Below are 20,140 nucleotides of genomic sequence, written 5' to 3'. Positions count from 1 at the left end.
GCGCTCACGGCCGGGCGCGACGCAGACCGTGGAAGCGCGCCATGACGTCGAGCATCGCCTGCGTCGGCAGGATCCGCTTGAGCGCGAACACCACCGAGGCGTTGTTGCCCAACGCGTACAACGGCTTCGGGTTCGACGCCAGAGCGGCCTCGACGATGAGCTTCGCCATCGGTTCGACGGCGAGACCCTTCTCCTCGTTACGACGGGTGGCGGCGGCGACGGTGTCGTAGTCGGCGCGGTAGGCCGAGTCGTCGGCGATGTCGTAGATGCGGCGGTCACCGATGCCGGTGGCGATGGTGCCGGGTTCGACGGTGGTGATGGCGATCCCGAACGGCGCGAGCTCCCGCCGGGTCGCGTCGGCGAACGCCTTGATGGCGCTCTTGGTGGCGCCGTAGACCGATCGGAACGGGAGCGGGAAGCTACCCAGCATGGAGCCGACCATGACGATGGTCCCCGAGCGCCGTGCCCTCATCCCGGGCAGGACCGCCTTGGTCAGAGCGATCGGCCCGAAGACGTTCGTCGCGAAGACGTTCTCCACGGATTTCATGGGGACGTCCTCGAGCGGACCCATGTGACTGACGCCCGCGTTGTTGATCAGCACGTCGATCTCGCCCGCCTCCGCGACGCACGCGGTGATACTCGCTGGTTCGGTCTGGTCGAGCAGGACGTAGCGCACGCCCGGGACGCGGGCGTCGGCACCGATCGCGTCGGGGCGACGACTGGTGCCGATCACCTCGTGTCCCTGCTCGACGAGAAGACGCGCGACCTCGGCGCCGATCCCGCTGGAGACGCCGGTGACGAGGACGCGGCGCGACGACCGCTGCGTTGGTGAGGACACGCCGACAACCTTAGAGCCCCACGTGGGCGCCGAAAACCGGTGGCGCGTTCCGGGATTATCAGGAGATTCTCAGGCGTTGACCCGGGTCGGAGCAGCTCGCCGTACGCCATCGACGTCGTAGGCCCGAGCGCACCGGGACCGCGTGTCCCGCATCACATTCGTCCTGGGGAGAGGGGTGCCGCCGTGCTGGTCGGGATCGGGTTGGCCGTGCTCGCGGCGATCGGCTACGGCCTGTCGTCGGTGATGCAGGCGCTCGGCGCCCGGCAGTCCGCCGCCTCCTCCGACGGCGTCGGCATGTCGACCGCGTCCGGCAGTCCGACGCTGCGGTCGACCCTGGCCGCGGCGATGACCGGCGTGTTCGTCCTCGGCGCGATCATGGACGTGCTGGGGTTCGCCGCCGGTGCAGGCGCCGCCCGGATGCTGCCGCTGTTCCTCTCGCAGACCATCGTCGCGGGCAACCTGATCATCACCGCCGTCCTGGGAGCCACGTTCCTCGGCATCCGTCTGCACGCGCGGGACTGGGCCGCGATGATCCTGGTGATCGTCGCCCTGTGCATGCTGGGCACCGCCTCGCATGCCCACGGCGCGACGCACGCCGACCTGCCCTTCAAGCTCGGCCTGTTGGTCGCGACCGTCGCGATCATCACCATCTCGCTGCTGGTGGTCCGCCGTCTGGGTCACACGGGGTCGGTCGTGGCCGGCATGTCCGCCGGCCTGCTGTTCGGGGCAATCGCCATCGCGGTCCGTGTGCTCGACGGTGTCTCACCGTTCTCGATCACGACGATCCTGAGCGACCCCGCGGCATGGACCATCGCCGTGGCCGGCGCATTCGGCTTCTACCTGCACACCGTCGCCCTGCAGCTCGGCGCCGTGAACGGTTCCACCGCCGCGATGGTGGTGGGCGAGACCGCCGTGCCCGGCATCGTCGGTGTCTGGCTTCTCGGCGACTCGACGGTGCCGGGCCTCGGCTGGCTCGGCGCCCTGGGCTTCCTGCTCGCCGTCGTCGGAGCCGTGCTCGTCGCACTGTTCGGGTCGTCGGAGGCCGAGAGGTCGACCGAGGCGAACGAGATGCACGTCCCGCTCCCCACGGGAGGCTCGCAATCCACCTGCTCGCCTGCTACGAACGGATGACATGACCACTGCCTACGACTTCGCCGCGACCACCATCGACGGCGAGGAGATCAGCCTCGAGCAGTACCGGGGCAAGCCGCTGCTCATCGTCAACACCGCCTCGCAGTGCGGGTTCACCCCGCAGTACGAGGGGCTGGAGAAACTGAACAAGGAGTACGGCGACCGCGGGCTGGTGGTGCTCGGCTTCCCGTGCAACCAGTTCGGACACCAGGAGCCGGGTGACGCGGACGAGATCAAGAACTTCTGCAACCTCCGCTATGACGTCACCTTCCCGATGATGGAGAAGATCGACGTCAACGGAAAGGGTGCGCACCCGCTCTACGACTGGCTCAAGTCGGAGAAGGGGTCAGTCCTCGGCAGCCGTATCAAGTGGAACTTCACCAAGTTCCTCGTCGGCAAGGACGGCCAGGTGGTCGACCGCTTCTCCCCCACCACCAAGCCGGAGAACATGCGCAGCGCGATCGAGAAGGTCCTCTGACGGCGACGCTCCCTGCGCGGGTCTGTCATACGGGCGACATAGCCTGACGCGCATGCGCGATCGCTTCCCCGACGACTGCCCGACGCTCGCCCGCGGTGGGCAGACCATCGGGTTCTGTCCGTCGCCCGACGGGATGGCGTTGTTCGCCTGGTGGCGCGACACCACCGACAGTCACACCGACAGCGAGATCATCGGCGCCTACGGCAGCTATCGCGACGCGGTGGAGGCGACGCTGCGCGCGTTCGCCGCATCCGACATCGAGACAGCAGGCCTCGACCCGGACCCCGACGAGGTCACGGTCGAGGCCACCGATCTGGAACGACGGTTCACCGCGATCGACTGGATGGGCCTCGGGTTCTGACACCCCGACCATCAGTCGGCGGCGCCGACCGTCGTCGTCTTCTCGGCGGTCGTCCCCGACGTCGCCGACGGGGCGGACGTCGACGCCGGGGTCGATGAGCTCGATGTCGACTCCGTGGTGGACGGTGTCGACGTCGTGGTTGTCGAGGTGGTCGTCGGGACTGTCGTCGCGGACGCGGTCGCCGGCTCCGAGTGCGTCGTCGCATGACCGGTCACCGGGGACGCCGAGGTGGTCCTGGGCGCGGTGCTCGTCGTGGGGGCGGCCGCGTCGGTGGTGACCGACTCCGGCTGCGAGCGCGTGGTCGTCGGCGGCGCCGCATCGGACACCTGCTGTCCCCGCGCCTGCTCGCGCACGGCATCCCCTGTGACCGAGGGTGTCTCGACGGAAGCGACCGCGGCGGCCCGTGTGGTCGGAGCCGCGACCTGCGGGACGAACACCGCGGTGATCGCTGCGACGATGGCCCGGACCGTGTTCTGCACCGCGGCGGTCACCGAGGCGGCGATCTGGCTGAAGAACCGCTGCACGGCCTGCGTGACGATCGTGACCAGGTTCGGCCCCGGCGTGTACTGCGGGTGGGCGGCGATGAAATCGGCGATCACCTGCGCGGCGGGCTTCGGGGTGCCGTCGGCGCGGTACAGCCCGAACGAGTCCTCCAACGAGCTCGTGTATTCCGGCTTGTCCTGCAGCGTGTAGATGAACATCGGCCCGGCGAACGACTGTGCGCTCCACGCGGCGACGAAGTCCTTGATGTAGGCCGCCTGGTGTTCCTCGGTGACCGCCTGGTCGGCGGGCTTGATCGGGGCGATGGTCGCCAAGCCGTATTCGGTCGCCCAGATCAGCTTGCCTCCATCACCTTTCGCGACCATGAGCGCACGCATCGCGTTGACCTCGTTGAGCGGCGACCCGGTGAGGTCGAGACCCTGCGAGTACGGCGTCGTGAACTGGTACGGGTGGAACGCGATGGCGTCGAAGTAGCCGTGCGCGCCGGCGTCGTACATCTGCTGGAGGAACGTGGGTGAGTCGATTGACTCGCCGGGGCGGGTCGGGACCGCCCCGAGGATGCCGCCGATGACCGTCGCCGACGGGTCGGCTTCCTTGATCTTCGCGTAGGCGTCCTTGAGCAGCACGGTGTAGCGCTCGGCGTCCGGGGTCGGGGTGAACGCGATCGCACCGTTGGGCTCGTTCCACACCTCGTAGGCCGAGATCCGTCCGGCGAACCGCTGCGCGACGAGACCGGCGAAGTCACCGAACACGGCCGGGTCGGCAGGTGGGCTGGTCACCGGGGTGTCCCCGGGCCGCACCGCCCAGTAGGGCGAATGGGTGATGGTCGCCAGCACGCCCATGTCGCGCGCTTCCGCCGCCGCCACCACGCGATCGATGTTGTCCCACTTGTAGACCCCCTCGTCGGGCTCGACGTCGTACCAGGGGATCAGGACGCGCACGTTGCGCACGCCGAGAGACTTCATCCGGTCGAGAGAGGCGTCGATCTCGGCCTGGGTCTTGAAGTAGAGGTCGCTGTCGGCGATGCCGAGGGTGTCGGCCTGCTCGATGATGTCGGCCACCGGGATGACGGTCATCGATGTGACGGGGCGGGCGGCGGGACGTCCGCCGGGGAGCAGCGCCTGTCCGGCGGCGGCGCCGAGCAGTACGAGCACGGCCAGAGCGACCACGCTGCGGGCAATCGGGTGAGATCCCTGGACAGGGCGAGACATCGAGCACTCCGGGAGGTCTGTCGCGGGCATCCAACGCCGCGGATCAGACAATTAGTACACCAGTCCTCGGACAGGTGTTCGCCTGAGCCCATGAAGTGGGTTTACATTTTGCTTGTCTCATGCGTAATCTTCTGATCGTGGCGACCAACCTGAAGCACGGCATCCCCGAACCCTGGGCTTCGGCCCTCACCGACGCCGGGTTCATCTCCCCGTGGAACACCCCGAGCATGAACCGTCTCTCCGAGGCCACCGGCGTACACGTGTCGACGATCTCCCGGATCATCAAGGGGCAGAACCCGAAAGGTCCCACCAAGGACGTCATCACGACGCTCGCCGCGGCACTGGGCCTCGAGACACGGGTCGTCGGGGGGTGGGTCGACGCCGCCTGGGCGAACCTCGAGCCCTACACGCCACCCACTGTCGCCGACTTCATGAACGCCGAACAGCGCTCATGTGTCGACCAGGTGATCCGCGCCTTCGCGGCCGCCAATCGCGCCGCCGAGAACGAACGACGACTCGCCGACGAGCTCGCTGCGAAGATGGACACAGCGAGGCCGGCGCGGAGGGCACAGTCGAAGAGGTGACACCGGACGCGACGGCGAATGTGCCCTCGGCAGGATTCGAACCTGCGACCTACCCTTTAGGAGAGGGTTGCTCTATCCCCTGAGCTACGAAGGCGGGCGCCGTGGAGTCTACGGCAGTCGGTGTCTCGTCGACCGGGGACGGCATGGTCCGCGCGACTCCGGCGGCGGCGATCGCGGCCGCCACCAGCACCCCGGCCGCCAGCAGGAACGCCGTCGAGTACGACGACCCGATGACCGGCGCCACCACCAGCGGACCCAGCATCTGACCCACCCCGTACACGGCGGTCAGGATCGCCGCCGTGCGTGCGACCGGCAGCGCCGACCCGACCGCCATCGTCACCGCGACGACGCCCAGGAACGTCATGCCGAACAGGATCGCCGCGGGCACAGCGACGATCGCCGTCGACGACATCGCGGGCAGCACCGCGCCCACCACCTGCACCAGGAGAGTCACCACCAGCACACGATGCGGCCCGAATCGGCGGGCCAGTCGGGTCCACAGGGCAACCGACGGTGCCGCGGCCACGCCGACCACCACCCACACCAGCGGTCCGACGGTCCCGCTCGACGAGCCGGCACTGACCGCCGCGACCAGGAAGGTCCCGATGACGATGTACCCGACACCCTCGAAGAAGTAGGACACCAGCAGCAGACGCCACGCGGTGCGGTGACCCAGGTCGGCCGGTCGGGCTCCCGGCGCCACGACGGACGACTCCGGTTCGACCGTCGTCACGAACATGGGGACCAGGAACACCGCCGTCACGACCGCCGACATGAGCCACAGCTGCTGCCAGTCCACCAGCGTCCCGACGGCCGCGATCAGGCCCCCGCTCACCGCGATCCCGATCCCGACGCCCGCGAACGTCACCGCCATGGACGCGCCATGGCGGCGTGCGGCGCCGACAGTGCTGATACATCCGACGAAGACGACCGCACTCGCCACCCCGGCGACGAACCGCAGCAGGGCGAACGCCCCGACACCCGGCAGCACCGCCATCGCGGCCTCGGACGCGATCAGCAGCAGAGCCCAGACACTCAGGTGCGCAGACGTGTTGACGTGCGGACGGACCGCGAGCGCGGCGGCGCCCACCAGGTATCCCGCGTAGTTCGCCGTCGCCACCAGAGCACCGCCGGACGACGTCAGCGCGTGGTCGGACTCCATCATCGGCAGCAGCGGCGTGAACGCGAAGCGACCGACACCCATCGCGGCCACCAGACCCGCCGAGCCCGCCCATGCAATCGCCGTCGAATTCCTCACCGAGATGACGGTAGCGATGCCCGAGTGGCGACGGAAATGCCTCCTGAACATGAGGTATAACCTGAGCGCATGGAGCCGGATGTGCGACATCTGCGGGCGATCGTCGCGCTCGCCGACGAGGGCACCTTCACCGCCGCCGCGGCATCGCTGGCCGTCAGCCAACCCGCGCTGACCCGCACGGTGCAGCACCTCGAGCGGGTCGTCGGGCGCGATTTGGTCGTCCGCACCTCCCGCTCGACGACCTTCACCGACGCCGGGACGGATTTCGTCGCGGCGGCGCGGCGCATCCTCGCCGACCTCGACACCCTGATCGCGCGGATGCGGGCCGGGTCGACCGTCCGCCTCGGGTTCGCCTGGTTGCTGCCGGACTGGTTCACCGACGCCGCCCGCCGGTTCGAGGCCGCGGGCGGCACCGTGGACGTCCGCCGCCTCGACGATCCGCTCGCCGCGGTACTCGACGCCGAGGTCGACGTCGCCGTCGGGCGCGTCGCCCCGGACCCGTCCTCGGGCCTCGCGTCCCGCCTGCTGGCGACCGAGCAGCGGGTGGCCGCACTGTGTGCGACGTCGGATCTCGTCGACCGACCCGGTCTGCACTGGGACGATCTCGCCGACGAGCCGGTCATCGTCAACACCGCGTCCGGCACCACCCGACCCGACTCATGGGAACGGCCCGATCCCGACCGGGTCGTCGTGGAGTGCAACAACTTCGACGAATGGATCGAGCTCACCGCCGCCGGACGCGGGGTCAGCGCCGTGCCCGAGCTCATCTGCACCCGGGTCTCGCACCCGGGCGTGGTGTTCCGACGGATCCCCGGCGTCCCGCCGTCGCCGGTGCTCGCCGCATGGCGTGCCACCGGTGGGGCGCGCAGCGCTGTCGAGGCGTTGGTCGACGTGCTGGTGGCCGTCGCAGCGGATGACACCGACCCGGGCCTGCCGTAGTCTCCGTAGCACTCCTAATGGATATGGCCGTCATCGGCCACGTTTCGTGGGCGTCACATCACGGAAACGCCGCGGCGACACATCGCCCCTACCGTCGCGTGAGGTTTCGACACCAGCATCGGCGCCCATCGGCGCGGATCGGACATCAGGGGTGAGCAGATGAGTGGCAGCATTTCCCGCCGCGAGGCGATCAAGGCGGTAACCGCCCACAGCACGCCGGAGTGCGCCACGGCGCAGGCGCCTCTCGCCGAACTCTTCGGGGTCAACGTCTTCGACAAGGCGGCGATGAAGGACCGACTCCCCAAGAGCGTCTTCAAGAAGGTCTCCGCCACGATCGACGAGGGCGTCCCGTTCGACCCGACGATCGCCGACGTCGTCGCCAACGCGATGAAGGACTGGGCGATCGAGAAGGGCGCATCGCACTACGCGCACGTCTTCTACCCGCTCACCGGTTTCACCGCCGAGAAGCACGACTCGTTCCTCGAGCCCGACTCCTCCGGCGCGTCGCTCGCCGAGTTCCAGGGCAAGACACTCCTGCAGGGTGAGCCCGACGCGTCGAGCTTCCCCAACGGCGGCCTGCGCGGGACGTTCGAGGCCCGTGGCTACACCGGCTGGGACGTCACCAGCCCCGCCTACATCCTCGAGAACCCCGCCGGGAACACCCTGTGCATCCCGACGGTGTTCATCTCGTGGACCGGCGAGGCCCTCGACAAGAAGACCCCCCTCCTGCGCAGCCAGCAGGCGATGAGCAAGCAGGCGATGCGGCTGCTGAAGCTGTTCGGGCACGGTGACGTCGACACCGTGGTCTCCTACGCCGGTGCCGAGCAGGAGTACTTCCTGATCGACGAGCACTTCTACTACGCGCGTCCCGACATCATGACCACGTCGCGAACACTGTTCGGGGCGAAGCCATCCAAGGGCCAGGAGTTCGACGACCACTACTTCGGCGCCATCCCGGATCGCGTGCTGGGCTTCATGATCGACCTCGACCGTGAGCTGTTCAAGCACGGCATCCCGTCGAAGACCCGCCACAACGAGGTCGCTCCCGGCCAGTTCGAGCTCGCGCCGGTCTTCGAGCGCTCCGTGCTCGCCCACGACCACCAGCAGCTGATGATGACGATCATGAAGAAGGTCGCCGAGCGCCACGGCATGACCTGTCTCCTGCACGAGAAGCCGTTCGCGGGCGTCAACGGGTCGGGCAAGCACGTCAACTTCTCCCTGGGCAACAGCAACCAGGGCAACCTGCTCAACCCCGGCGACACACCGCACGAGAACATGCAGTTCCTGACGTTCTGCGGCGCCATCATCCGCGGCGTCCACAAGTACGGCGGTCTGCTCCGGGCCGCAGTGGCGTCGGCGTCGAACGATCACCGCCTCGGTGCGAACGAGGCTCCGCCGGCGATCATCTCGATCTTCCTCGGCGAACAGCTCATGGATGTGTTCGACCAGATCGCCAAGGGTGGCGCCACCGGCTCGAAGCAGGCAGGCGTCATCGAGTTGGGTGTCGACACCCTCCCCCCGATGAAGGCCGATCCCGGCGATCGCAACCGCACCAGCCCGTTCGCGTTCACCGGCAACCGATTCGAGTACCGCGCGCCGGGCTCGAACCAGTCGATCTCCGACCCGATGGTCGCGATCAACACCATCCTCGCCGACTCCATCGACTACATCGCCACGGAGATGGAGAAGAGCTTCGCCGACGGTCTCGAGTTGGCCGACGCAGTGCAGAAGGTGTTGCAGCAGATCATCACCGACCACGGCGCGGTCATCTTCAACGGTGACGGCTACGCCGACGCCTGGCAGGAGGAGGCCGCGGCCCGCGGTCTCAAGAACCTCCGCACCACCGTCGAGGCCGTACCGTTCATGGCCGAGAAGGAGAACGAGGAGCTGTTCGAACGCTACGGCGTGCTGAGCGCCCGCGAGCTCGAGGCGCGCAAGGACGTCATCCTCGAGCAGTACTCGTTGACGATCCTCGTCGAGGCGAAGGAGAGCATCGAGATCGCGAAGACGATGATCCTCCCCGCTGCCCTGCGCTACCAGGGCGAGTTGGCCGCGGTCGCGGCGAACCTGACCACGGCCGGCCTCGACGCGACCAACCCGCTGCTCTCGGATCTCAGCGAGCAGATCGGTGCGCTGTCGGCGGCGCTGGCCACCCTGGACAAGGGTGTCGAGGGCTTCCACGGCGAGTCCGAGAGCGACGAGGCGAGCTACGCGCTGGAGACGCTGATCCCGGCGATGGCATCGGTGCGCGAAGCCGTCGACGCGCTGGAGGGCATCGTGGCCGACGACCTGTGGCCGCTGCCCACCTACAACGAGATGCTGACGATCCTCTAGTCAGCAGACCGAGGCACATCGCCCGGTCCGAGGCGCGAGCCCCCCGCTCAGCGGGTGGGGTTCCCGCTCCGGGCCGGGCGGTTCTCGTCGGCGACCACGCCACCCTTCTGCGTCCCGTCGGCATCGAACACACCCACGGCGGCCACGACGCGGCGCAGGACGTCGCCGTCGGCGACCACGCCACCCCGCGCGGAGATCGATCCCACACGAACCATCCGCTCGCCGGGACGAAAAGGGTTGGCGACGAAGTGATCCGCGGTCGTGGCGGTGTCGCGTGGGCGACCCAGCGCCACCTGCACACCGCCCACGTAGAGGTCGCCGGGTGCTCCCGGGGGGACGAGTCGGAGATGCTCGTCGAGGACGTACGCCTCGACGTTCCAGCCGGGGCGGTCGGCCTCGCCGACACGGAATGCGGCACCACCGGCCTCCACGACGGTGCCGGTCCCGGCCGTGGGGCGGTCGATCCCCTGGCCGACCGTCGTGTGCGCCGTCGCGCCGAGGATCACCGGCCACAGCACGTCGCACACGTCGCGGAGACGATGCGCGTCCGCAGGTACGAGCACCTGATGCCGGCCGGTGCCGCGATCGGACTCCCAGTCGGCAAGGGTCCACGCCAGCCGGTTCACCAGTGCCTCATGGCTGTACGCCAACGCCACCAGTTCGTCACCCGCGGAGTGCACACCGACCTCGGCGACCGCCTGCAGGTGGCCGCGGCCGACGCCGTCGTCGGCGCTGATCGGCTCGTCGGGGTGGTGATCCAGTTCGTCGTCGAGGGCGACGATCTCGACCCACGGGGGGACGACCGTCGAGACCGGGCAGTCGGTGACGACCCGCGTCGCACGCGCCTCCGCGATCCGCACGATGGTCTCGGGGGCACGGTGCCGGGTCGACAGCATGAGCACCGCTCCGCCGGCGCGCAGGACGGCCACCGTGGCGACGATCGCCGCGGCTGTCGCATCGCACAACACGCCGACGACGGCACCGGGGGTGACGCCGGAGGCGAGCAGGGCCCGCGCCAGTCGGTTGGCGGAGCGATCCACGTCGCCGTGCGTGAGGACGCCGTCGGGGGTGACCACGGCCGCGCGATCCGGGTCGCGGGCCATGCCCATCTCGACGAGGTCGACGAGGGTCGCCGGCGCGACGATCTCGGCGGTGTCGTTCCAGTCGTCGAGGATGAGCGATCGTTCCGCCCGGGACACGATCTGCAGGCTGCCGACCGGCGTCCGTCCGGCGGCGGCGAATCGCCCGAGGAACTCGGCGAACCGACGCAGATGGGTCTGCAGCGACGTCGGGGCGGATGTCGTCGCGGTGATCTGGAGGGTCAGCGCTGCGCCCTGGGCACGGCACCAGACGACGACGGGGACGCTCGACACTGCCGCTGTGGCGTCCGCAGGGGCGCCTTCGGCGACGACGACGTCGCGGGGTGTCAGGCACGGGTCGGGGTCGACGGGGCTGTCGACGCACGCCCCCACCCGGACGACGAGCCCGGAGGCGCTGTGCCGCGCACCGACCGGCAGATCCACCGGAGCGATGCGCGACCCACCGGACACGGCGACGCCGACGCGGGGGGCCGTGGACTCCGGGCCGGGGCCACGGTAGGCGACGAGGGCAGCGGCGACGACGGTGATCGGCTCGATGCGGTGGTCGACGGCGACGGCATGCACGGCGGCGGAGACGTCGGCGGACAGGCTCAGGATCGGCGAGCCGGCGGTGCGCTCGGCGGCGGGCGGAACATCGTCCGGGATCGGCACGTCGTGTCTCCTCGTCGGCTCTGCGAGTTGCCCCGTCAGTCGTGCGACGACCCCCTCCCGTTACACGCAACGGGCATCGCACCCTCGGTTCGCTGCCGAGCGCGGCGCGGATGGGTGGCTGGGGAGAAAAGCGACGCGAATCAGCGCCCGGCGGCGGTGACCCGCGCCGCCACGGCGTTGACCAGCACGTTCGAGATGTCGCCGGGCTCTTTCGCGACGTAGCTGGTGCCGCCGGGTGACAGTGCGGAGATCTGCCGGAGCGCTGCGGTGTCGACGTCGTCGGAGATCCCGATGGTGACGATCTCCACAGGACGGGCCGGATCGGCCAGGGCACGGATACGCCGGGTCAGCTCGGCGAGCGAGATGGTGTTCGGATCGTCGTTGCGGCCGTCGGTGAGGACGATGATGCTGTTCGAGTAGTTCGGGTCGTAGCTGTCGAGCACGGTCCGGTAGGCCGCGAGGATCGTGTCGTAGAGGCCGGTCCCGCCGCCGATGTACGCGGGGTAGCGCTCGGCCTGGGCGTTGAGGAACTCCCGCTGTGTACGCCCGTCGGGGCGGACCGTGTCCTCCCGCTCGATCGGGGAGATCTCCGTCCAGTCCTGGCCGGGTCCGCCCTTGTCGGTCGAGAAGAACCACAGCCCGATCTCGGTGTTGTTGGGGAACAGCTTGTTGCCCGCCAGCGCCGCCTGCACCAGCAGGTCGGCGCGCGTGGTGGACCCGACTCGCTGGTTCATCGAGCCGGACGCGTCGAGTGCGACGAGGGTGCGGATCGGCTCGGCGACGACCGCCCACTGACGCAGCGTCTTCTCCTGTGCGGCCGTGTCCCGCACGGTGACCGCCGCGACCTGTCCGACTCCCGCATCGGGCAACGGTTCCCGGGAGGCGGGCCGATAGCCGGCGTCGCGGAGCGCGGTGGCACCGTCGCCGGTCGCCATCGCGGCCAGGAACCGTCGCCCCGCCTCGCGCGCGACATCCCGCTTGCTCGCCCCCGCGGTGACGAGCATCGGGTAGTCGAGGAACGTCGTCCCGTCGGCGGGGACCGTCGCGGCGAGTGCCGAGGTGGGGTGTTCCCGCTTGTAGTCGACGAACTGCTGCTCACTGGTGACGGTCGGCGACCCGGACCCGTCCGCGAGGGCGAGACGACTCTCATCGCTGTCGTCGTCGGCGCGGATGTTGCCCTGCTGGATCGCCAGGACTGTCATCGCGTCGGTGAGCTGCTTGCTCGTCAGGGAGCCCTTCTCCACCGCCGCGACCGCACCGGCGATCGGCGCGTTGCCGGTGCTGGTGGTGATCGGGCTGCCGATGCGCAGTCCGGGCAGCGTCATCACGTCGACCCAGTTCTCGAGCGTGGGCAGCCGCGTCCCGACGACGACGGCGGGCGACGAGGCCACCGAGCCCACGGAGTCGACCGGGATGCGGACCTGCCCGACGACGTCGGCGGCACGGCGCGAGGAGTCGGCGACCCAGAGGTCGGGTGCGGTGGACGCCTGGCTCAGCTCGCCGGCGATTCCCGCCCCCGACACCGCCTCGACGGTGTAGTCGACGCACGAGTCGGCCGAGACCCCCGGCGCGACGGCCTTCAATGCCGGCGTCATGGCCGGTTCGGCGGCGACGGTGATGGGTGTCCGCGACGAGCAGTCGGGTCCATCCCCGCGAGTGGCAGCCCAGGCGACCCCGCCGGCGACGGCGACCGCGACGACGAGACCGAGGACGACCCACCGACCCCGGCGACCTCGACGCGGCGGGTCTCCGACGGCCCCCCGGCCGACCGGTTGTGGCGTCGCGCCGACAGCGTGGCGTCCCATGCCTCCCCCGTCCTCGAACGAACCCGTCGAATCGGACGGATGCTATCGGACGGGGCCGGGGTGGACTACTCCGTGAAGGTGGCCTTGAAGTTGCTGAGCGATTCCCGCAGGTCCGACTGGACGAGTTTCGCCGCCGCCTTGCCCGCGGGACCCATCATCGGCAGCCCACCGAGGTCGAGATCGATGACGACGGTGGAGCCGTCCCCGTCGGGCGCCACCGACAGGGCCAGCTTCACCTTCACCCCTCCCTTGCCGTTGCCCTTCAACCCGACCTTCTTCGGCGGGTCGAACGTGTCGACGGTCCACTCGAAGCGCACGCGCGTGCCCTTCACGGCGACCACGCTGGACACCTTTGTGCCCTTGCTCAACTGGTCGGGCGACGGGAGATCACTGCGCCATCCGTCGTGGATGGTGAGCCACTCGTCGAAGCGGGACAGGTCCTGCACGTGACCCCAGGCGACGTCGGGACTCAGTGGGACCGAGACGGTTTCCTTCACGGATGCCATGGCGATCAGGATAGGGGTCGCCCCTCATGCGCCGGGCGTCAACAGGACGACGGGGCCGATCGGCCCGCGAAACGGTCGCCGATCCATGTGACCGCGTCCGGTCCGGACTGCAGGTCGGTGTGACCGCGTCCCGCCTCCACGGTGACGTCGACGGTGTCCCCGGCCGCGCACGCCCGACGGATCGCGCCCGCCGTCCAGGCCGGGGTGACCAGCTGGTCGCGATCGCCGTAGGCGACGAACAGCGGACCCGCCGCACGCCGCTGCGGCAGCGACGACCGCGCGAGCATGTCGTGCAGCGACCGCAACGCCGCCGGGGACGAGACGGTCGCGTCGCCCGGGCGCACCTGGGTGAGCGCCGAGTACTTCCGGAACTCGCTGCCCTGTCCGCACGACGCCAACGCTGCAGCGCCTGCGGCCAGACCTCCCCGGATGTACTGCGACTCGTCGAGTCCGGGATCGACGGTGCGCAGCCCGTCGAGCACGAGCGGGATCAACCCGAGTTGCAGGGTGGTGAACGTCGGCGCACGGAACGGCGTCGCGTCGTACCCGTCGGCGATCGGAGCGACGTCGGCCGCCGGGGCGAGGGTCGCGGCCCCGACGAATCGCAGACCCTGCCCGTACGGCGTGCCCGCCCACTCCGCCGCGGCCCAGGCCGCCTGTCCCCCTTGCGAAGTACCCAGTGCCGCCCAGCGGTCGGAGGTGTCGGGGACGACCTGACGTGCCGCGCGGACCGCGTCGATCATGGAGTACGCAGCGCTCCGCGCGATGAGATACGGGTGCGGTGTGCCCGGTTCGCCGAGGCCGACGTAGTCCGTGGCCGTCACGACGTTCCCGGCGCGGACCAGCCGGGCGATCTGCGTCGCGTATCCCAGCAGATCCGGGTGCAGGGACGGCGCGCACTGCTCGTCGGTGCCGGTGGTGCCGTGTCCTAGTGCGACCACCGGCCATCCACCCGCAGGCGGGGTGCCCCGGGGTGTCACGACCACGCCGGACACGCGGACACCGAAGTCGCCGTCGGGATCATCCGGGGCGTACCCCGAGTTCGACCGGTACACGACGCGGGTGACGTCGTAGTCGGCCAGCGGTCCGTCCGCGTCGACCGTCATGGGCGACTGCGAGAGGACCCTGCCGCGGTCGGCCGCCGCGACGGGCGCCGGCAGCGACGACGACGACGCGGGGCTCGACGATCGCGGGCCGTCGGCGGTGTCGGGTGGTGTTCCCGGAGAGCACGCGGCCGCGACCACCATGAGGGTGATCGCGGCCGCGGCCACGCGGGAGGCCCGCGTCAGGTGCACTACTTCTGCTGACCGAACTTCTTGGCGGCGTCGCGGCCCTTGTCGACCTGCTCGGAGTACTTGCCCTTGGTGGCCTTGTTCACCGCGTCGGCACCTTTGTCGATGTACTGCGGGTTCTTCTCCACGATGGACTTGGCCTTGTCGGCGAGTTGCTTGAAGTTCACGATGGTGTCTCCTCGTCGGTCGGCTGATCGGGATGTCGTCGGTGCAACGGCGGGCGCTGCTCGGGAGTTCCCGAATCGCCTCAACCGGCCACCGAACGCCACCAGGAGGCGGAGTCGACACCGGGACCGGTGCGGTCGCTCACGTCGATCCGTGCCCCCGGCGCCGGCGTCGCGGTGACCACGCCGTGCTCGGCGGCCGCGGCGAGCATCCGCGCCACCGGTTCGGCCCACGGGTGCAGCGCGAGGTTGAAGGTCGCCCAGTGGATCGGGACCATCAGCGAATCCGCACGGGAGTCGCCCGCGAGCATCGTGTGCACCGCGACGGCCTCCTCGGGGTCGACGTGGGCATCGGGCCAGGACCTGTCGTAGGCGCCGATCGGGACCAGCGTCAGCTCGTACGGGCCGGTGTCCCGACCGACGTCGGCGTAGCTCTCGGTGAATCCGGTGTCGCCGGTGAAGAACGCCGATCGCGTCGGGCCGTGGATCCCCCAGCTGACCCACTGCGTCAGGTTGCGGACCACCCCACGACCCGAGAAGTGCCGTGCGGGAACGCAGTCGAACGACAGGTCACCGACCGTGATCCGCTCGCCCCAGTCACCCTCGTCGATCCGGTCCGCGGCGATGCCCCAGAACTCCAGGTGCGCACCGACACCCACCGGCGCGACGAACCGTGCGGCCGGCTGGGTCCGGGCGATCTCGACGACGGTGGCCATGTCGAGGTGGTCGTAGTGGTCGTGGCTGATGAGGACCACGTCCAGCGGGGGCAGGCCCGCGACGGTCACCGGCGCGTCGTGCATCCGGGCCGGGCCGACGAACTGCGACGGCGAACACCGCCGGGAGAACACCGGATCGGTGAGCACGCGTCGGCCGTCGATCTCCACCAGCGCGCTCGCGTGACCCAGCCAGGTGACGGCGAGTGAGGCGGCCTCGGCGGTCAGATCCGGGGTGACGACGCGAATCGGGCGCGGCGGCTCACCGCGCCGGCGTAGGCGGATCATCTCGACCGCCGTGCCCCGGTCGGGGGTCACGAGTGACGCCGGCTCACGGTTGGCGAAGAAGCCGTCGGTCTGGTGCGGCGACCGCGCGACGTGCGGCGCGATCTGCTCCGGTGAGGCACCGAACGCCCGCCCGGTGGCCGAACCCGCGGACGCCAGTCCGGAGGTGACCGCCTCGATGGTGCCGACGCCCGCCGTGGTGACCAGTCTGCGCAGCGGCGTCATCCGGCCGCCACGGCGTCGGTGATCGGGGTGTCCCCCGCGGTGAACTCGATCATGCGGCCGACGCTACCGGTGGTCTCGAGGACCGCCGTGATGACGGCCGCGACGTCTGCGCGCGGCACCGACGTACCGCGCTCGGCACCCTGTTCCTTCGTGGTGATGGCGCCGGTGGCGTCGTCGTCGGAGAGCGAGCTGGGCGCGACGATGGTCCAGTCGAGATCGCTGGCCCGCAGGTACTGGTCGGCCTCACCCTTGGCCTCCGCGTAGGCGTAGAACGAGTCGTCCGGGTCGACCCCGTGGTCGACGGAGGCGCCGAAGTACGACACCAGCACGAACCGCCGGATGGAGGCGGCCGAGGCCGCGTCGATCGACCGCATAGCGGCGTCGCGGTCGACCGCGTAGGTGCGGTCGGGGTTGCCGCCGCCCGCACCGGCGGAGAACACGATCGCGTCGTGGCCGTCGAGCGCCTCGACGATGTCCTGGGTCGACGCCTTCTCGATGTCGAGGACGATCGGCGTGGCACCCGTGGTGGTGATCTCCTCGGACTGGTCGGGATCGCGGATGACCGAGGAGACCTGGTGGCCGTCGCCGGTCAGCAGCGTCGCCGCCTGCATCGCGATCTTCCCGTGGCCTCCGATGATGGCGATACGTGACATGTGGTCCTCCTCGTGTCGCCACTCTCGGCGACGTCGTGTGATCGCAGACGCGATCGGTGTGGCCGGTTCCAGCCCGTCGGCTGTGCCAACGCCCCGTCGCTGTCATGCATTTCTCTTGCGTTCGCGATCACAGCGACCTACGTTTGTTTCGTGGTGCTAAGCAAGCTATTGCCCACCGAAAGGAAGCCGCTGTGACCGTCACCCGCGAGTCCGATCTCGAGCAGGTGCTCGAGTACCCCTTCAACCGCCCCGACTCGCTCGGGCTCGCCGAGGAGTACTCGGCGATCCGCGCCTCGACCGGCCTCGCGCGGGTGTCGCTGCCCTTCGGTGAGGTCGGCTGGCTCGCGACGCGCTACGACGACGTCCGGACGGTTCTCGCCGACCCGCGGTTCAGCCGGGCGGTCGCCGTCGACCACGACGAGCCGCGGATGCGCGCCGGTCGGCAGAACTCCGGCATCCTCTCGATGGACCCGCCCGACCACTCCCGACTGCGGACCCTGGTGTCGCGGGCGTTCACGCCGCGGCGGATCGAGGCCCTACGCCCGAAGGCCGCATCCATCTGCGCCGAACTCGTCGAGCGGATGCGCGCCGAGCGCGCCCGCACCGGGGCGCCGATCGACCTCGTCGACGGATTCGCCCTGCCCCTGCCCGTGCAGGTGATCTGCGAGCTGCTCGGTGTGCCGACGGCCGATCGGGACAAGTTCCGGGTGTGGAGCGACAACGCGATGTCCACCACCACGCTCACGGCAGAGGAGTTCGACGCCAGCCGGGAGGAGTTCCGTGACTACATGCGGGATCTGCTCGCGGAGAAGCGCGCCCGCCGGGCTGCCGGCGAGTCGCCCGACGACCTGATGTGCGCCCTCCTCGACGCCCGCGACGGTGACGACCGCCTGAGCGAGCTCGAGTTGATCGACCTGTGCAACGGCATCCTCGTCGCCGGCCACGAGACCACCGCGTCGCAGATCCCGAACTTCCTGCTGTTCCTGATGGGCCGCCCCGACGAGTTCGGGTCGCTGCCCGTCCCCGACGACGCCTGGCGGTCACTGCACGAGGACCCGTCGATGGTCCCCGGGGTCGTCGAGGAACTGATGCGCCTCGTCCCGCTCGGCGTGGGCGGCGGGCAGGCCCGCTACGCCACCGAGGACGTCGAACTGTCGGGCGTCGTCGTGCGAGCAGGGGAACCGGTGGTGGTGAGCATCGCCGCGGCCAACCGTGATCCGGAGTTCTTCGACCGGCCCGACGAGTTCGACCCGACCCGCGGCCGATCGGGACACATCGGCTTCGGACACGGCGCGCACCACTGCCTCGGCGCCGCGCTGGCGCGGGTGGAGTTGCAGGAGGCGCTGACCGCGCTCAGCGGGGCCTTCCCCGACCTCACCGTCACCGATGTCGACTGGAAGTCGAAGATGGTCGTCCGCGGACCGCGTCACCTCGGCGTCTCCTGGTGAGGTGACCCCCGCGTCCGGTCTGAGACCGCGACGATCGTGACCGGTCACAACCCGGACGCCGCTTCGGCGGTCGTCCTGTACTGAACCGCCGCGATGGTGCATGATCCCCCAGTCGGCGTAGGGGACGCCGACAATCCTGGGGGGAACCAGTGTTGTCACGATTGTCGTGGTCGACGCGTGCCGCGATCGCGGCGGTGGTCGGGGTCATCGTCGTACCGCTCATGGCTGTCGCAGCTCCGGCCGGTGCGGAGCCGGTCGGTGCGGAGCCGGTCGGGTCGGGTCTGCTCGCGTCGGGTCCGATCCGCTACGTCGCGCTCGGCGATTCCCGTGCGGCGGCACCGACGTTGACGTCGGTGTTCGAGCCGAGTGGATGTGGGCGATCGCACCAGGGCTACCCGTACCGGGTGCGGAGCGTGCTGCGGCCCGTGTCGTTCACCGACGCGACCTGCGTCGCGGCGACCACCCGCGACATCGTCGACCGTGGCCAACGAACCCTTCTCCCGATCCCGAGGACGCAGCGTCCGCAGGTGGACGCGCTCCGTCCGGACACCACCCTCGTCACCCTGTCCGTCGGCGGCAACGACATCGCGTGGGCGTCGTTGCTGCAGTCCTGCTTCGGTCTCTCCAGCCGGGTCGACAGCGGATGCCGACGCGACACCGGGCTGCGTGCACGACAGGACGTCGCACTCGAGGGGCTGCTGCCGGAGCTGCAGCGTGTGCTCGATGCGATCCACCGACGGTCACCGCGGGCACGCGTGGTCGTCGTCGGGCACGGCGGGTACTACGGCGCCTCGGGCTGTGCCCCGACGGCCACCGTCGGACGGGCGGACATGGAGTTCATCGCCGACTTCTTCCGACGCTTCGACGGGACCCTGGCGCGGGCTGCCGCCTCCCGGGACGCCACCTACGTCGACGTAGCAGGACCCGCAGTCGGCCACGATTCGTGCGCACCGGTCGGGACCCGCTGGTTCAGCGGCCAGTTCCCGTCCGGCCTGACCCCGCCGAACCATCCCACCCCGCTCGGCAGCGAGGCGATGGGCGACCTGGTGCTGGCGGCCCTGCGTTCCTGACCGCCCTCGGGGACCGTCTCGCCCGCCCACGACCGATTCGCCCGCACCATCGCGCGGGCGAACCCACACCACGGTGGCAAAACCACCACATCGCAGGCGAACCCCCGACTCGCACGACCACATGCCGTTCGCATGACCCCTGCACCATGCGAACACGACGCCGACGTGCGAACCCACACCCGCCATGGGAATCCCGCCCGCGACATCCCGCGGGCGACGTGCCGAGCTAGATCAGCACACCGAAGTTGTTGAGATAGTTCGCGTCTCCGTTGTTCGTGGTGACGAGGAAGGCGTTCGGGTAGGGCGATCCCGGCGGGCAGTCGAAGACGCGGTACGTCGCGGACGATCCCGGTGCGATCGTCGTCGGGAACTGTGTGATCCGGCCGGCCGGGGATGCCTCATACAACGCGACGCCTGTAGCCGGGGCGAGCCCGTTGTTGGTGACGGTGACGGTGCACGTCAGGCGTGCGATCGACAACGACAGGTCCGGTGCTCCGATGGCGGCGGACGCGGTGGGCGCTCCGATCGCCGTGGCGGCACCGATCGCGGCCACACCTGCAGCGGTGGCGAGCATTCTGCGCATCAGGGATCCT

Annotated in this window: 19 protein-coding genes and 1 tRNA gene; 8 read left to right on the top strand and 12 right to left on the bottom strand. The window is 69.9% G+C overall.

What is annotated here, in order from left to right; genetic code table 11:
• Positions 1-4: 4 nt before the first annotated feature.
• A complete protein-coding gene (locus ACXVUM_RS13635) occupies positions 5-838 on the bottom strand; it encodes an SDR family oxidoreductase (protein ID WP_458522313.1) in 834 nt (277 codons plus the stop codon).
• Positions 839-1,021: 183 nt separating this feature from the next.
• Between ACXVUM_RS13635 and ACXVUM_RS13630 the strand changes: the two genes are divergently transcribed.
• Genes ACXVUM_RS13630 through ACXVUM_RS13620 form a run of 3 tightly spaced genes read left to right on the top strand, consistent with a single transcriptional unit; the run spans position 1,022 to position 2,808 of the window.
• Positions 1,022-1,969: a hypothetical protein gene (locus tag ACXVUM_RS13630; protein ID WP_458522312.1), complete on the top strand. Its 948-nt coding sequence runs from the start codon at positions 1,022-1,024 to the stop codon at positions 1,967-1,969.
• Between the two features lies 1 nt (position 1,970).
• The gene (locus ACXVUM_RS13625; RefSeq protein ID WP_458522311.1) at positions 1,971-2,447 is read left to right on the top strand and encodes a glutathione peroxidase; all 477 of its coding nucleotides are present in this window, start codon (positions 1,971-1,973) and stop codon (positions 2,445-2,447) included.
• A gap of 52 nt (positions 2,448-2,499) precedes the next feature.
• Positions 2,500-2,808, top strand: a complete 309-nt coding sequence (locus ACXVUM_RS13620; protein ID WP_458522310.1) for a hypothetical protein — start codon at positions 2,500-2,502, stop codon at positions 2,806-2,808.
• A gap of 11 nt (positions 2,809-2,819) precedes the next feature.
• Here ACXVUM_RS13620 and ACXVUM_RS13615 read toward each other — a convergent pair whose 3' ends face one another.
• Positions 2,820-4,478 (bottom strand): cellulase family glycosylhydrolase, encoded by a 1,659-nt coding sequence (locus ACXVUM_RS13615; protein ID WP_458522309.1) that lies wholly within the window; start codon positions 4,476-4,478, stop codon positions 2,820-2,822.
• 179 nt (positions 4,479-4,657) lie between these two features.
• Between ACXVUM_RS13615 and ACXVUM_RS13610 the strand changes: the two genes are divergently transcribed.
• On the top strand, positions 4,658-5,104 hold the full coding sequence (locus ACXVUM_RS13610; protein WP_458522308.1) for a helix-turn-helix domain-containing protein: 447 nt from the start codon (positions 4,658-4,660) through the stop codon (positions 5,102-5,104).
• Positions 5,105-5,125: 21 nt separating this feature from the next.
• Here ACXVUM_RS13610 and ACXVUM_RS13605 read toward each other — a convergent pair.
• A tRNA-Arg gene (locus tag ACXVUM_RS13605) sits at positions 5,126-5,198 on the bottom strand.
• Positions 5,154-6,266 carry a YbfB/YjiJ family MFS transporter gene (locus ACXVUM_RS13600; RefSeq protein ID WP_458522878.1) on the bottom strand — a complete coding sequence of 371 codons (1,113 nt, stop codon included), beginning with the start codon at positions 6,264-6,266 and terminating at the stop codon, positions 5,154-5,156. Before ACXVUM_RS13600 ends, ACXVUM_RS13605 begins: the two co-directional genes overlap by 45 nt.
• A gap of 165 nt (positions 6,267-6,431) precedes the next feature.
• On the opposite strand from ACXVUM_RS13600, the gene ACXVUM_RS13595 reads away from it, so the two are divergent.
• On the top strand, positions 6,432-7,301 hold the full coding sequence (locus ACXVUM_RS13595) for a LysR family transcriptional regulator (protein ID WP_458522307.1): 870 nt from the start codon (positions 6,432-6,434) through the stop codon (positions 7,299-7,301).
• 159 nt (positions 7,302-7,460) lie between these two features.
• Positions 7,461-9,635: a glutamine synthetase III family protein gene (locus ACXVUM_RS13590; protein ID WP_458522306.1), complete on the top strand. Its 2,175-nt coding sequence runs from the start codon at positions 7,461-7,463 to the stop codon at positions 9,633-9,635.
• 47 nt (positions 9,636-9,682) lie between these two features.
• On the opposite strand, the gene ACXVUM_RS13585 is transcribed toward ACXVUM_RS13590, so the two are convergent.
• The 7 genes from ACXVUM_RS13585 to ACXVUM_RS13555 all read right to left on the bottom strand — a co-directional run bounded on the left by ACXVUM_RS13585 (position 9,683) and on the right by ACXVUM_RS13555 (position 17,029).
• Positions 9,683-11,386 (bottom strand): AMP-binding protein, encoded by a 1,704-nt coding sequence (locus tag ACXVUM_RS13585; protein ID WP_458522305.1) that lies wholly within the window; start codon positions 11,384-11,386, stop codon positions 9,683-9,685.
• Between the two features lie 140 nt (positions 11,387-11,526).
• On the bottom strand, positions 11,527-13,191 hold the full coding sequence (locus ACXVUM_RS13580; protein ID WP_458522304.1) for a substrate-binding and VWA domain-containing protein: 1,665 nt from the start codon (positions 13,189-13,191) through the stop codon (positions 11,527-11,529).
• Between the two features lie 65 nt (positions 13,192-13,256).
• The gene (locus ACXVUM_RS13575) at positions 13,257-13,697 is read right to left on the bottom strand and encodes a type II toxin-antitoxin system Rv0910 family toxin (RefSeq protein ID WP_458522303.1); all 441 of its coding nucleotides are present in this window, start codon (positions 13,695-13,697) and stop codon (positions 13,257-13,259) included.
• 38 nt (positions 13,698-13,735) lie between these two features.
• The gene (locus tag ACXVUM_RS13570) at positions 13,736-14,992 is read right to left on the bottom strand and encodes a lipase family protein (RefSeq protein ID WP_458522302.1); all 1,257 of its coding nucleotides are present in this window, start codon (positions 14,990-14,992) and stop codon (positions 13,736-13,738) included.
• A complete protein-coding gene (locus tag ACXVUM_RS13565) occupies positions 14,992-15,156 on the bottom strand; it encodes an antitoxin (RefSeq protein WP_458522301.1) in 165 nt (54 codons plus the stop codon). Before ACXVUM_RS13565 ends, ACXVUM_RS13570 begins: the two co-directional genes overlap by 1 nt.
• 80 nt (positions 15,157-15,236) lie before the next feature.
• Positions 15,237-16,376, bottom strand: a complete 1,140-nt coding sequence (locus tag ACXVUM_RS13560) for an MBL fold metallo-hydrolase (protein ID WP_458522300.1) — start codon at positions 16,374-16,376, stop codon at positions 15,237-15,239.
• Positions 16,373-17,029, bottom strand: coding sequence for an SDR family oxidoreductase (locus ACXVUM_RS13555; RefSeq protein ID WP_458522299.1), 657 nt, complete (start codon positions 17,027-17,029; stop codon positions 16,373-16,375). Before ACXVUM_RS13555 ends, ACXVUM_RS13560 begins: the two co-directional genes overlap by 4 nt.
• A gap of 191 nt (positions 17,030-17,220) precedes the next feature.
• Between ACXVUM_RS13555 and ACXVUM_RS13550 the strand changes: the two genes are divergently transcribed.
• Positions 17,221-18,477 carry a cytochrome P450 gene (locus tag ACXVUM_RS13550; protein WP_458522298.1) on the top strand — a complete coding sequence of 419 codons (1,257 nt, stop codon included), beginning with the start codon at positions 17,221-17,223 and terminating at the stop codon, positions 18,475-18,477.
• A 149-nt stretch (positions 18,478-18,626) separates the two neighbouring features.
• On the top strand, positions 18,627-19,547 hold the full coding sequence (locus tag ACXVUM_RS13545; protein WP_458522297.1) for an SGNH/GDSL hydrolase family protein: 921 nt from the start codon (positions 18,627-18,629) through the stop codon (positions 19,545-19,547).
• Between the two features lie 226 nt (positions 19,548-19,773).
• Here the strand turns inward: ACXVUM_RS13545 and ACXVUM_RS13540 are convergent, their stop codons facing one another.
• Positions 19,774-20,130, bottom strand: coding sequence for a hypothetical protein (locus ACXVUM_RS13540; RefSeq protein ID WP_458522296.1), 357 nt, complete (start codon positions 20,128-20,130; stop codon positions 19,774-19,776).
• Positions 20,131-20,140: the final 10 nt, after the last annotated feature.

The sequence above is a fragment of the Williamsia sp. SKLECPSW1 genome, assembly GCF_054332755.1.
Note: the sequence above shows the minus strand (reverse complement) of the source record. Positions and strands in the feature narration are given on the sequence as shown.